Annotated in this window: 13 protein-coding genes; 8 read left to right on the top strand and 5 right to left on the bottom strand. The window is 64.5% G+C overall.

Going from position 1 to position 13331, the window contains the following annotated elements; all coding sequences use genetic code 11:
* Positions 1-125: 125 nt before the first annotated feature.
* Complete coding sequence (locus QX034_RS13245; protein ID WP_315761496.1) at positions 126-1700, top strand: alkaline phosphatase D family protein; 1575 nt, start codon at positions 126-128, stop codon at positions 1698-1700.
* Between the two features lie 242 nt (positions 1701-1942).
* Here QX034_RS13245 and QX034_RS13240 read toward each other — a convergent pair whose 3' ends face one another.
* Positions 1943-2317 (bottom strand): response regulator, encoded by a 375-nt coding sequence (locus QX034_RS13240; protein ID WP_315702157.1) that lies wholly within the window; start codon positions 2315-2317, stop codon positions 1943-1945.
* A gap of 176 nt (positions 2318-2493) precedes the next feature.
* On the opposite strand from QX034_RS13240, the gene QX034_RS13235 reads away from it, so the two are divergent.
* The gene (locus QX034_RS13235) at positions 2494-3255 is read left to right on the top strand and encodes a Crp/Fnr family transcriptional regulator (protein ID WP_315761498.1); all 762 of its coding nucleotides are present in this window, start codon (positions 2494-2496) and stop codon (positions 3253-3255) included.
* Positions 3256-3539: 284 nt separating this feature from the next.
* Positions 3540-5366 (top strand): translational GTPase TypA, encoded by a 1827-nt coding sequence (gene typA, locus QX034_RS13230; RefSeq protein ID WP_315702159.1) that lies wholly within the window; start codon positions 3540-3542, stop codon positions 5364-5366.
* 375 nt (positions 5367-5741) lie between these two features.
* On the opposite strand, the gene QX034_RS13225 is transcribed toward typA, so the two are convergent.
* From QX034_RS13225 to QX034_RS13210, 4 genes are all read right to left on the bottom strand, one after another.
* Positions 5742-6647: a LysR family transcriptional regulator gene (locus QX034_RS13225; protein WP_315761500.1), complete on the bottom strand. Its 906-nt coding sequence runs from the start codon at positions 6645-6647 to the stop codon at positions 5742-5744.
* Positions 6648-6653: 6 nt separating this feature from the next.
* Positions 6654-7730 (bottom strand): YeiH family protein, encoded by a 1077-nt coding sequence (locus QX034_RS13220; RefSeq protein WP_409977688.1) that lies wholly within the window; start codon positions 7728-7730, stop codon positions 6654-6656.
* 110 nt (positions 7731-7840) lie between these two features.
* On the bottom strand, positions 7841-8248 hold the full coding sequence (locus QX034_RS13215) for a thiol-disulfide oxidoreductase DCC family protein (RefSeq protein ID WP_315742705.1): 408 nt from the start codon (positions 8246-8248) through the stop codon (positions 7841-7843).
* Complete coding sequence (locus tag QX034_RS13210; RefSeq protein ID WP_315703200.1) at positions 8248-8526, bottom strand: hypothetical protein; 279 nt, start codon at positions 8524-8526, stop codon at positions 8248-8250. The genes QX034_RS13215 and QX034_RS13210 overlap by 1 nt, the downstream gene beginning before the upstream one ends.
* A 62-nt stretch (positions 8527-8588) precedes the next feature.
* On the opposite strand from QX034_RS13210, the gene QX034_RS13205 reads away from it, so the two are divergent.
* From QX034_RS13205 to QX034_RS13185, 5 genes are all read left to right on the top strand, one after another.
* Positions 8589-9098, top strand: a complete 510-nt coding sequence (locus QX034_RS13205; protein ID WP_315702161.1) for a GNAT family N-acetyltransferase — start codon at positions 8589-8591, stop codon at positions 9096-9098.
* Between the two features lie 184 nt (positions 9099-9282).
* Positions 9283-9819, top strand: a complete 537-nt coding sequence (gene ppa, locus QX034_RS13200) for an inorganic diphosphatase (protein WP_315702162.1) — start codon at positions 9283-9285, stop codon at positions 9817-9819.
* A 135-nt stretch (positions 9820-9954) separates the two neighbouring features.
* The gene (locus QX034_RS13195; RefSeq protein ID WP_315742574.1) at positions 9955-11436 is read left to right on the top strand and encodes a M20 family peptidase; all 1482 of its coding nucleotides are present in this window, start codon (positions 9955-9957) and stop codon (positions 11434-11436) included.
* Between the two features lie 125 nt (positions 11437-11561).
* Positions 11562-11873: a PilZ domain-containing protein gene (locus tag QX034_RS13190; protein WP_315702164.1), complete on the top strand. Its 312-nt coding sequence runs from the start codon at positions 11562-11564 to the stop codon at positions 11871-11873.
* Positions 11874-12031: 158 nt separating this feature from the next.
* Complete coding sequence (locus QX034_RS13185; protein WP_315702165.1) at positions 12032-12754, top strand: nucleotidyltransferase family protein; 723 nt, start codon at positions 12032-12034, stop codon at positions 12752-12754.
* The last annotated feature ends 577 nt before the right edge of the window (positions 12755-13331 follow it).

Raw genomic sequence — 13331 nt, 5'->3', positions numbered from 1 at the left:
ACATCGGAACGGCTCGCAAAATCCTCCCCTGTGGCGCCTTCGCGTAATCGCGCTGTCATCGAATTTTCCTAGCTCTTCGGTCGTACATTCGGGCGCGACTCGCCGCCGCCCCGGAGGAGATATTCATGACGATCCGAATCCCACGCCGCGCTTTCCATGCGCTCTCCCGCCGCCGCTTCCTGTCCACCGCGGCCGCAGCCGGCGTCAGCACGCTGGCCATGCCTTACCTCAGCCGCGCCGCCGACCGGCCGCAGATCACTCACGGTGTGCAGTCCGGCGATGTGAGCAGCGACGGCGGCGTGATCTGGTCGCGCGCCGACCGACCCGCGCAGATGCTGGTCGAGGTCGCCACATCAGACACGTTCAAGGACGCCCGCGCGCTGCCGCCGATCGCAGCGCTGCCGGAAAGTGACTACACGGCCAAGATGCTGGTCGAGAACCTGCCCGGCGGCCAGGATATCTTCTACCGCGTCAAATTCCGCGACTTGTCGCATCCCGACATCGAGAGCGAGCCGGTCGTCGGCCGCTTCCGTACCGCGCCCTCGGACAAGCGCGATGTCAGCTTCGTCTGGGGCGGCGACGTCGCCGGGCAAGGCTGGGGCATCAACCCGGACGACGGGGGCATGTTCACGTTCTCGACCATGAAAAAGCACCGGCCGGACTTCTTCATCCACTCCGGCGACACCATCTACGCCGACGGCGTGATCGCATCCGAGGTGAAGCTTTCCGACGGCAAGCTCTGGAAGAATCTCACCATCCCGGAGAAGGCCAAGGTCGCCGAGACGCTCGACGAATTCCGCGCCGCTCACAAATACAATTTCCTCGACGACAATGTCCGCGCCTTCAATGCCGAGGTGCCGATCTTCGTGCAGTGGGACGATCACGAGGTCACCAACAACTGGTCGGCCTCGAAGGATCTTCCAGCCGCCTACAAGGAGCGCAACATCCAGCTGCTGGCGGCGCGCGCCGCGCGCGCCTTCCACGAGATGTATCCGCTGCGCGAAAGCATTGTCGAGCCCGGTCGCGTCTATCGCAGCATCTCCTATGGTCCGCATCTCGACGTGTTCATGCTGGACGAGCGCTCCTATCGCGGTCCGAACAACCCGAATCAGCAGACCGAATACGGTCCCGATGCCTATTTCCTCGGCCCCGAGCAGATGCGCTGGCTGAAGCGGGCACTGTTGAACTCGCGCGCGACCTGGAAGGTGATCGCTTCCGACATGCCGCTCAGCCTGATCGTCTATGATGATGCCGCCAACAAACGCGGCTCTGAAGCGTTCGCGCAAGGTGACGGTCCGCCGCGCGGCCGCGAGCTCGAGATTGCCGAGATCCTCCGCTTCATCAAGACGGCGCCGATCCAGAACACGGTGTGGCTGACAGCCGACGTCCACTACGCCGCCGCGCATTACTACAATCCGGACAAGGCGCAATTCCAGGACTTCGAGCCGTTCTGGGAGTTCGTCTCGGGGCCGCTGCATGCCGGCACGTTCGGACCGAACGAGCTCGACAACACGTTCGGCCCCGAGGTGCGCTTCATCAAGGCGCCCGGCCTCGACAAGCAGAACCTGCCGCCGTCGGCGGGCATGCAGTTCTTCGGCCACGTCAAGATCGAAGGCGCCACCGGACAGATGACGGTCACCTTGCGCGATCGCGCCGACATCGCGCTGTGGTCGACCACGCTCGATCCGAAGCTGGAGTGAGTGCCGCCGACGATTTCTCCCGCGGCCGTCCTTCGAGACGCTCGCCTCCGGCGAGCTCCTCAGGACGAGGGCCTGTTTTGCGGCAAAATGACAGACCCTCATGGTGAGGGCGCGGCGAAGCCGCGCGTCTCCGGACGATGCTTCGCCGGGAGAACCATGAGGCCCGAAGCTACAGTCATATGCGATTGCCCTGCCGCTTGCCGGGAAAGGGAATTTAGTAGCGGTGCGATCAGCTCCGCTCGCTACGTCTTCCGCCGCAGCGCCGCTTCCAGTGCATCCGTCGGGCAAGGCTTCTGCAGCCGCGGCCGGTCGGAGAATTGCGCGGGCACGCGGTCGGCGTCATAACCGGTCGCAAAGGCGAACGGGATCTGCAGCGCAGCCAGCCGCTCAGCCACGGCGAAGCTATTGCCGCGCACCAGTCCGACATCGAGCAGCGCGAAATCCGGCGCGCGCTGCTCGATCATCACGAGCGCGTTCGCGACGTTGGCGGCAACACGCACGGTCGGCACGCCGAAGCCGAGGATCGTATCTTCGAGGCCGAGCGCGATGATCGGATCGTCCTCGACGATCAATATGTCCTGATAAAGCTCCGGCAAGCCGAGTTGCGAAGCGGTCATGAGCGGGGTTCCAGAGATGAAGGACGGCCCCCGCAGCCAGCGCCTTCGCACAAGCACGCCGGCGGGTTCCTGGAACGAAACCACCATACCAGAGTTCCCCTGTCGGTCCACTTCTGTACATAGCGTGAAACAAATCGACAGGGCCAACACTGAGCCAAGAGGGCGTAGAAATGGCAATGCTGAGTCAGGGAGTGACGCCGCTCTCGCGCGAGCGGCCGTACAATAACTTGCTGCGCCGATTGAGCATGACCGACTATGCACTGCTCTCTCCGCATCTGGCCGAGGAGCAGACCTCGGCCGGGGACCTGCTGTACAACCCTGGCGACGACGTGCAGATCGTGCACTTTCCCTGCGGACCGGCCCTTGCCTCCTATCTGGTCGCGAACGAGGATGGGCGCGACGTCGAGACCATTCTGGTGGGGCGCGAAGGCGCGGTCGGCGGCATCGTCAGCCAGGGCTTTCTGCCCGCCTATACCCGCATCGTCGTCAAGTTCGCCGGCCCCTTCGTACGCCTGCCCGTCACCAAGCTCGACGCTGCCAAGCTGCAGTCGAAAACCTTGCGCAGCGTGTTCGCCCGCTACGCCGACTGCATGCTGGCCCAGATGTTCCAGTCCACCGCCTGCAATGCGATCCATTCGATCGAGCAGCGCACGGCGAAATGGATCGTTGCAGCCATGGAGCGGACCGATGGCGACCCGACCGTACCGCTGACGCACGAGCAGCTCGCCACCTTGCTCGGGGTCGGCCGCAGCTATGCCAGCCGCGTGCTCCAGACCTTCAAGGCCGAGGGCATCCTGGAGACCCGGCGTGGCGCGATCACGGTCCGCGATACGGAAGCCCTGAAGCGGCGCTCCTGCCTCTGCAACGAGGCCGTGAAAGGCCATTTCGAGGAGGTACTCCGCGGCGTCTATCCGAGCGAGCAGGCGGCGGCTGGCTGATCTGGCGGGAACCGACAGCCCGGCACAGGACTTCGCACGTCGGCGCACCAACCAGGATTGTCATTGATTGTCATTGTTTTTTGGTAGTTTCTGCCTATATTGCGGCGCAACGCGTCAGGTTTGCCCGGTCCTTTTGGCCGGGCTTCCTTTTTGAGGGCGGGATGCCCTCTCCGCCGCAGACCCGTTTTGCGAGCGCGCTCCATAGCTAAACAACTGATTTCCCTGCAGGAGCGCGCGCCGCCGGGGACAGAGCACGAGCTTAAGAAAGCTTAAAGAAGCAAGTCATGAACCTTCGCAACATCGCCATCATCGCCCACGTCGACCACGGCAAGACCACGCTCGTCGATCGCCTGCTGCAGCAATCCGGCACCTTCCGCGAGAACCAGAAGGTCGCCGAGCGCGCTATGGACTCCAACGACCTGGAGCGCGAGCGCGGCATCACCATCCTGGCGAAAGCGGCATCGGTGCAGTGGAAGGACACGCGCATCAACATCGTCGACACCCCCGGCCACGCCGATTTCGGCGGCGAGGTCGAGCGCATCCTCAACATGGTGGACGGTGCGCTGGTGCTGGTCGACGCCGCCGAGGGCCCGCTGCCGCAGACCAAATTCGTGGTCTCCAAGGCGCTCAAGGTGGGGCTGAAGCCGATCGTCGTCATCAACAAGGTCGACCGCCCGGACGCGCGGCCGACCGAGGTCATCAACGAGGTGTTCGACCTGTTCGCGGCGCTCGACGCCAGCGAGGAGCAGCTCGACTTCCCGATCCTCTATGGCTCGGCCAAGCAGGGCTGGATGGCCGACAGCCCGGACGGTCCGAAGGACCAGGGCATGCAGCCGCTGTTCGACCTGGTGCTGCGCCATGTGCCGGCACCATCGGTCGAAGAGGGGCCGTTCCGTATGATCGGCACCATCCTGGAAGCCAACAACTTCCTTGGACGCATCATCACCGGGCGCATCACCTCGGGCAGTATCAAGCCGAACCAGGCCGTAAAGGTGCTGAACGCCGAAGGCAAGGTTGTCGAGCAGGGTCGCATCTCCAAGATTCTGGCGTTCCGCGGTATCGAGCGCGTGCCGCTCGACGAGGCCGAAGCCGGCGACATCGTCGCCATCGCAGGCCTCAGCAAGGGCACCGTCGCCGACACCTTCTGCGACCCCACCGTCGAAACACCGCTGCCGGCGCAGCCGATCGATCCGCCCACGGTGTCGATGTCCTTCATCGTCAACAACTCGCCGCTGGCGGGCACCGAGGGTGACAAGGTGACGAGCCGCATGATTCGCGACCGCCTGCTGCGCGAGGCCGAGGGCAACGTCGCGCTCCGCGTCGTCGAATCCGTCGACAAGGACGCCATGGAAGTGTCCGGCCGCGGCGAATTGCAGCTCGCGATCCTGATCGAGACCATGCGCCGCGAGGGCTTCGAGCTGTCGGTGTCGCGCCCGCGCGTCGTTCTGCAAAAGGACGAGGCCACCGGCCAGTGGCTGGAGCCGATCGAGGAGGTCGTGATCGACGTCGACGAAGAGCATTCCGGCGTCGTCGTGCAGAAGATGAGTGAGCGCAAGGCCGAGATGATCGAGATGCGCCCGTCCGGCGGCAACCGGCTGCGGCTGGTGTTCTACGCGCCGACCCGCGGCCTGATCGGTTACCAGGGCGAACTGCTCACCGACACCCGCGGCACCGCGATCATGAACCGCCTCTTCCACGGCTACGCCCCGTACAAGGGCGAGATCGCCGGCCGCCGCAATGGCGTCCTGATCTCCAACGACCAGGGCGAGGCGGTGGCCTACGCGATGTTCAAGCTGGAAGACCGCGGCCCGATGATGATCGAGCCGGGCTGGAAGGTCTATCGCGGCATGATCGTCGGCGAGCACACCCGCGACAACGACCTCGAGATCAACGTGCTCAAGGGCAAGCAGCTCACCAACATCCGCACCACCTCGAAGGACGAAGCCGTCCGGCTGACGCCGCCGATCAGGATGACGCTGGAAAAGGCGCTCGCCTATATCGAGGACGACGAACTGGTCGAGGTGACGCCGAAATCGATCCGGCTGCGCAAGAAGCATCTCGACCCGAACGAGCGCAAGCGCGCCGAAAAGACCAAGGAAGCGGTGGCGTAAGCACGCTCCTGCCCCCTCCCCGCTTGCGGCCGGGCTGTCTGATATGGCCCAAGCAGGGTCGCGACCTCATGGTTCGAGACGCGCGGCTTTGCCGCGCCCTCACCATGAGAGGCTACGATCTCACCGCAAAGATGGCCTCCTCCTGAGGAGCTCGCCGGAGGCGAGCGTCTCGAAGGACGGCCGCGGGCGAGATCGTCCGGCCGCTTTTCCCATATGCGATTGCCCTGCCGCTTGCGCGGCGAGAAAGCAATTGCCGCGACGCCTCGGCACCTTCAGCGCCGACGGCGATCGACCAACTCTCTCCTCGTCATTGCGAGGAGCGAAGCGACGAAGCAATCCAGAGGGCGGCCGTGGGAGGATTCCCGGATCGCGTCGCTACGCTCGCGCTGAGCGAGATTCGCGATCATCCCCCACCATCCGCAAGAATTCCCGCGCCGCCATCGTCTGGTGATGCTCCTTGTGACGCAGGCTGAAGAAATGCCGTTTGGGCAGCGGGATATTGGCGACAGCCAACAGACCCGCCTTCAAGGCCCGGACCACGACCAGGCGCGAGATCACTGTCACGCCGGCACTCGCTTCGACCGCACCGCGCACCGCCTCGTTGGAAGGCAGATCGAAGGCGACATCGAGCTCGCGTGGATCGACGCCGAGCTCGGCGAGCGCAGCCTCGAACACCGCCCGTGTCCCCGAACCCGCCTCGCGCAGCACCCAGCGCGCCGACCTCAGATCGCCGGCCGTGACCGACGATGCTCGGCACAGCGGGTGATCGGGCGGCCCGACCAGCACCAGTTCGTCATCCGCGACCGGCTGCGCCGCGAGCACGGGATCGTCGACATTGCCCTCGACGAAACCGAGGTCCGCCGAACCTTCGCGCACGCGCGCGGCCACCTGCTCGGTGTTGCCGATCGCGAGCGAGAGCGTGATCGCCGGATGCGCGGCATTGAACTTGTGAATGAAGGCGGGCAGCCAATAGCCGGCGATGGTCTGGCTCGCGGCCAGCGACAGCTGCCCCCGCCTTAGCCCGGCGAGATCGTCCAGCACGGCCTCTGCGCTCGCGACGCGGGCAAGGATGCTCCTGGCTTCGACGAGGAACGTCTTGCCGGCGGCGGTGAGCACGATCCGGCGGCCGACGCGGTCGAACAATTTGGTTTGATATCGCGCTTCGAGCGCGGCGACCGCCGCCGATGTGGCCGATTGCGTCAGGTTGAGGTCGCGCGCGGCTTGCGTGACATGCTCGCGGGTCGCGACCGCAACGAAGATCCTGAGCTGCTCGAGCGTCATGACGTCCTAACTTGTGAGCTTCACCAGCGTCAGGCTGAAGCTTGCGATGAAGACGAAGGCGAGCAGGCCGAGCGTGAGCGGCCGCAGGCCCTTGGCCTTCAGCTTGGCGAAATCGGTTTCCAATCCCATCGCGGCCAGCGCCATCGACAGCAGGAAGGTGGTCGCGGTCACGATGACGGTTCTGGCCTCCGCCGGAATGGTGACGATGCTGTTGATGCCGACCAGCGCGATGAAGCCAAAGATGAACCAGGGCAGCGGCGCCTTTGCACTGGCGTGAGCATGGCCGCCATGACGGGCGCGGCGCGCTGCCAGCAGGCCGAGCGTGATCACGACGGGCGCCAGCAGCATCACGCGGGCGAGCTTGGCGATGGTGCCGAATTCGCCGGCCTGCTGGCCCTGCTGGAAGGCGGCGGCCACCACTTGTGCGATCTCATGGATCGAGGCGCCGCTCCACAGACCATAGGCGTGGGCATCGAGGTGCAACAGCGCCGGCAACAGCGGATAGCTGAACATCGCGATCGAGCCGAACACGGTGACGCAGGCCACCGCATAGGCGACGTCCTCGTCGGGCGCACGGGTGACCGTGTTGGTGGCGATCACGGCCGAGGCGCCGCAGATCGAGGTGCCGGCCGCGATCAGTTCGGTCAGCTTGCGTTCGACGCCGAGCAGCCGCCCCATCCACACCGTGAACAGGAAGGTGCCGGTGAGGCTGAGCGCGATCACGAGAAGCCCGCGCGCGCCGACCTCCACCACCTGCTCGGCGGTGAGCTGCAAGCCGAGCAGCACGATGGCGAGCCGCAGCACCCGCCGGAGCGAGAAGGTGACGCCGGCCTTGGCCCGATGCGGCGTCCCGATCAGGTTGTGGAAGGCCATGCCGGCGACGATAGCCAGGATCATCGGACTGAACACCGCCAGGCCTGGAAGCTGGCGCAGGGAAAAGCCGGCGCCGGCGATCGCCGCCGAGAGCAGGAGGCCGGGCACCAGCGCCGGAATACCGTGCTGAAGGGGCGCGTGGACACGGAAGTCATGATGCGGAACGGCGGTGGGCGCATCGGCGGCGAGTTCGTGCGACGGGGCAGTCATGAAATAATCTCCCACGTGGGCGGCTGGGAGGAGAATTTCACACCCCTATCAATCGATCTAACGCATTATATCGGATAAACCGTTCGTTTCAATCGATTAATTATCACCTGCTATTCCAGCACCCGCGCCCGCAGCTCCGCATCCGGGATGAAGCACGCCTCGTATCTGCCGAAGATGCGATAGCGGTTGCGGGCGACCAGGCCGTAGACCACGTCGCGCAGCGGCTTGGGCACGGCGAACAGCACGCGCGTCCAGCGCCAGCCGGGCAGGGTCGACAGCACCGTCAGCGCGGCATCGGATTTCAGGTGCGCCCTGCCGCCGTGCACGACGGCATTGGTGTCGGGATCATCAGGATCGATGCCGAACGCCTGCGCGAGGCGGGTGCCGTAGGCCGACTGGATCGGCGTGAACCGAAACCGCGCCTCGCGATCGCGCGCGATCACGAAACGAACCCAGCGCGAGCAGAACACGCAGACCCCATCGTAGAGGATCACGTCGTCATCGGGCCATTGCGTCATCATCGATTATCCAGTGTCGACAGCGCGACCAGCATCAGCACGATCGCGGGTCCTGTTTTGACCAGCGCGCCCAGCGGCTCGCGCCAGAGATCGGGCGTGAATATCGCGCAGCCGAGACGCATCGCGCATTCTAACCCCGAACCGCCCCACCGAATCAGCGGAGCTTTTTGAGGGCCAAGCCGCGTCACCGGTGCGGCCGGCATCTCCGGATCGCCCGGCTGTTGCCGAATCGTCCCTTTTCGGCACAGATTTCTCGCCCGGTGATGCAGAAAGTCCACAGGTTAACCGATCTTTAACGTTGGACCTTGAAGCGGCGCCGCCGACTTGCTTTGATCCCCTCATGAGCACAACCCTGATCGAAGTCCGTCCGGCCAAGGCTGCAGATGCGGCTGCGGTGGCGTCTGCCCATGACGAAGCCTGGCGCTCTGCCTATCAGGGTATCATCCCCGGCGCCGAGCTGGAAAAGCTGATCAATCGCCGCGGCCCGCAATGGTGGGACAGCGCGATCCGCAAGGGCAGCCGGGTCAGCGTGCTCGTGTTCAACGACAAGATCGCAGGCTATGCCAATTACGGCCGCAACCGCGCCCGCAGTCTGCATTTCGACGGCGAGATTTATGAGCTTTATCTGCGACCGGAATTTCAGGGGCTGGGGTTCGGTCGCCGCCTCTTCACGGCGGCCAAGCGCGACCTCGCGCAAAGCGGCCTGAAGAGCATGGTGGTGTGGGCGTTGTCCGACAACGACCCCGCCACCGAGTTTTACCGCACCTTGGGCGGCCGGATGGTGGCGCGCTCGTCGGAGCGGTTCGGGCCGAAATCGCTCGACAAGGTTGCCTTCGCCTGGACCAATTGAGCTCCAGGCTCGGTTTCTGAGGCCATTACGCCTCGATCAAGTAAGCTTAAGCGCGGCTGCCGAACTCGACGCGTTGTGCGGCATCAAGTTGCTGTTGCAGAGCCGCAAATTTTTTGCGACTGCGAATGAGTGCGTTCGTCCTCTGAACGCCTGACCTTTACGTTCCAGTCCAACGGAGTCCTTCATGCGCATCGACGCCATCCCGATCGGGAAAGATCCGCCACGCGACGTCAACGTCGTCATCGAAGTCCCGGTGGGCGGCGAGCCGATCAAATACGAGCTCGACAAGGACGCTGGCACGCTGTTCGTCGATCGCTTCCTCTACACGGCGATGCGGTATCCGGGAAATTACGGATTCATCCCGCACACGCTCTCGAACGACGGCGACCCCTGCGACGTCCTGATCGCCAACACCCGCGCCATCGTGCCGGGCGCCGTGATGAGCGTCCGCCCGGTCGGCGTGTTGCTGATGGAAGACGAGGCCGGCGGCGACGAGAAGATCATCGCGGTGCCGTCGTCGAAGCTGACCCAGCGCTACGACAAGGTGCGCACCTATAGCGACCTGCCGGACATCACGCTGGCGCAGATCCAGCACTTCTACGAGCACTACAAGGACCTCGAACCCGGCAAATGGGTCAAGGTGCTGCGCTGGGGCTCGGCCGACGATGCGCATCAGCTGATCACCGAAGGCATCGCCCGGGCGAAGGCGGCGAAGAAGTAGTCCCTCTGCGTGCTCGCGGTGTGAGTGAGTTGCGCTTCGATCGCAACGGCGATGGACTTCGCCGCAGGCTTTGAGCAAAGTCGACGACGCCGCAGGCGAAGCTTGCGGCGTCGTTTTGCTTTGAGGGTAAACGCGATGCGACGGCTGCCCAGGATCGTCAGAAACGTCGTTCTTCTCGTGCTGGTCGCGATCATCGCCGTGCTCGCGATCGTCGCCTTCAATACGCAACGCCAAGGTTCGCGCCAGCTTCAGGTGACGGCGCTGCCGAAAGTCTCGATCGACGGAGAGGCCGCGGCGAACCGGCTTGCCGCAGCCGTCCGCTTTCGCACCATCTCCAGCTATGACGATCCCGAGCAGAATGCGAATGCGTTTGCAGGGCTGAAGGCGCATATCGAAGCGAGCTTCCCTGCATTTCATGCGGCCGCCAAGCAGGAGGTGGTCGCGGGTCACAGCCTGCTCTACACGTGGCAAGGCAGCGATCCCGCCGCCAAGCCGATCGCATTGCTCGCGCATCAGGACGTGGTGCCGATCGCGCCGGGCACGGAAGGCGATTGGAGCGAGCCGCCATTTTCCGGGAGCATCAAGGACGGCTTCATCTGGGGCCGCGGCGCCTGGGACGACAAGGGCAATCTCTACGCAATGCTCGAAGCGGCGGAAGCGCTGGCGAAGGCCGGCTTCAAGCCGAAGCGCACGGTCTATTTTGCGTTCGGTCACGACGAGGAGGTCAGCGGCACCCGAGGCGCCAAGGCGATCGCCGCCTTGCTGGCCTCGCGCAATGTGCGACTCGACTTCCTGATCGACGAAGGCCTCCTGATCTCCGAGGGCGGCATCAAGGGGCTCACGAAGCCGGCCGCACTGGTCGGCGTCGCCGAGAAGGGCTATGCGACTTTGCTCCTGAAGGCGAAGGCGACGCCTGGCCATTCCTCGATGCCGCCGCATGACACCGCAATCGGGATGATGAGCGCGGCGCTGGCGAAGCTCGAGGCCAACCGTCTGCCGATGCGGATCGACGGCGCGGTCGGCGAGATGTTCGCAACGCTCGCGCCGGAGATGACCGGGTTCAACCGCGTCGCCTTGTCCAATCTCTGGCTGTTCAGGCCGCTCTTGCTCCGCGAGTTCGAAAAGAGCGGTGTGACGGAAGCGATGGTGCGCACCACCACCGCACTCACGATCTTCAACGCCGGCGACAAGGATAACGTGCTGCCGGGCGTTGCGTCCGCCACGGTGAATTTCCGCCTGCTGCCGGGCGATACGCAGGGCAGCGTCATCGAGCATGTCACGCGGACCATCGCCAATGATCGCATCGCGATCGACCCGGTGCCGAGCAACACCGAGCCGCCGCCGGTCACATCGAGCGCGTCGCCGTCCTATCAGCTCATGAACCGTACCATCCGCGAGGTCTTTTCCGATGCCGTCGTGGCGCCCGGCCTGATGGTCGGCGGCACCGACTCGCGGCATTATGGCGGGGTCGCCGACAACATCTTCCGCTTCTCGCCGCTGCGCGCGACCAACGAAGACCTCAAGCGCTTCCACGGCACCAATGAGCGGCTCTCGATCGACGGATATGCCGACATGATCCGCTTCTATCGCCGGCTGCTGGAGGCGAGCGCGGGATGATGCAAACTTGGACGTGAACGACGGCACGAAGCGCCGTCTCGGGCGCCGTTTACGGGTTCTTAGCCATCCGGCTTTACGCTGTTGTGATCATTCGCGCGCGAGGCACGGGCGCGTTGGAGGATCCGATGGCAGAACGTCAAAGGGGCGAGCGCGTCGTCTTCGAGCGCGGTATCCCCGCCTTCATGATGGGCATCGACGGCACCTGGCGGCGCAATTGCACCATCGAGGACGTCTCCGAGACCGGCGCCAAGCTGACGGTCGAGGGTTCGGTCGAGGGTCTGCACCTGAAGGAGTTCTTCCTGCTGTTGTCCTCGACCGGCCTCGCCTACCGCCGCTGCGAACTCGCCTGGGTCAATGGCGACCAGATCGGCGTCAATTTCCTGAAGCTCGGCGATCGCAAGAAGAAGTCGAACCGCCGCGCGGCCGAGGACGCCTAAAATCCGGCCCTTTGGCAGTCGAACTCAGCTAGGCCTCGGACCCTTGTCCGTCGCATAATCGTCATCGCGGCTCGCTATCGCAGCGGGGGTCGAGACGATTCACGCCCTTACGTGGTATGATTCGCTACAAGGTTGTTACTGCTTCGAGACGCCGAAAGATGCCAGTCAAGCCGCACAAAGCCATGGTTCTCGCCGCCGGTCTGGGCCTGCGCATGCGCCCGCTGACGGACACCATGCCCAAGCCGCTCGTGCGCGTCGCCGGCCGGCCGTTGCTCGACCACGTGCTGGACCGCCTGGCGGATGCCGGCGTGAGCGAGGCGGTCGTGAACGTGCATTATCTGCCCGACCAGATCATCGATCATGTCGCGCCCCGCAAGGCGCCTCGCGTCATCATCTCCGACGAGCGCGACCAGGTGCTCGGCACCGGCGGCGGCGTGGTGAAGGCGCTGCCGCTGCTCGGCTCCGAGCCCTTCTTTCACGTCAACTCCGATACGATGTGGGTCGAGGGCGTGCGACACAACCTGACCCGGCTTGCCGACGCCTTCGATCCGGAACGGATGGACATCCTGCTGCTGATGGCGCCGACCGCAAACTCGATCGGCTATAGCGGTCCGGGCGATTATTCGATGCTGCCCGACGGCGCCCTGCGCAAGCGCCGGGAGCATCAGGTCGTCCCCTTCGTCTATGCTGGTGCGGCGATCATCTCGCCCGCGATCTTCGACGGCGCTCCCGACGGCGCGTTCTCGCTGACCAGGAGTTTCGACCAGGCCAATGAGCAGGACCGGCTGTTCGGCCTGCGCCTCGACGGCGTCTGGATGCATGTCGGCACACCTGACGCGGTCGCCGCCGCCGAAGACGCGCTGCTGGAGAGCGCGGCGTAGTTCGGGCCCCGCAGCAAGCTCCGCTGCCGTCCGACGGGACGAAGCCATAAGATAGTTGCTGGTAATTGCTGTCATGGCCGGGCTTGTCCCGGCCATCCACGTCTTTGCCACCGCACCACATGGCAGGCGTGGATGCCCGGGCATGACGACCTTTTTCCAGAAGACGCTGCCTATGCCGCTCGGCAGTTTGCTGCCTATCTGAACCGATCAATACGCGTAGAAGCGCCAATTCATGAAGCACGTTCAATGCGATCGTGCCGATGAGGCTTGCTGCTCAAAATATAACTTCTGTTTTTCAGAAATAGATGTTATATTGCTCGCATCCCGACTCGGAGCGAGGGGCGTACGCGTCGTCACGGACGTTGAGTGCGGGATGCGATGGACGTGTCGCTGCCGGAAGACGAACGGCCACGATGCGGACGGCGAAATCGCGTGGTCCTGACACCCCGACGCTGGTGTCCCGCGCAACGCGCCTCGGCGCGTTGTCGCGGACGCGACGAAGCTTTCGCTTCGCGCGGATATGGTGGCCAACAAGCCCGGCGCACCAGGGAGATCGCGTATAAGCCGTAACCCATTC

Source organism: Bradyrhizobium sp. SZCCHNR3119 (assembly GCF_032487775.1).
Taxonomy (GTDB): Bacteria; Pseudomonadota; Alphaproteobacteria; order Rhizobiales; family Xanthobacteraceae; genus Bradyrhizobium.
Note: the sequence above shows the minus strand (reverse complement) of the source record. Positions and strands in the feature narration are given on the sequence as shown.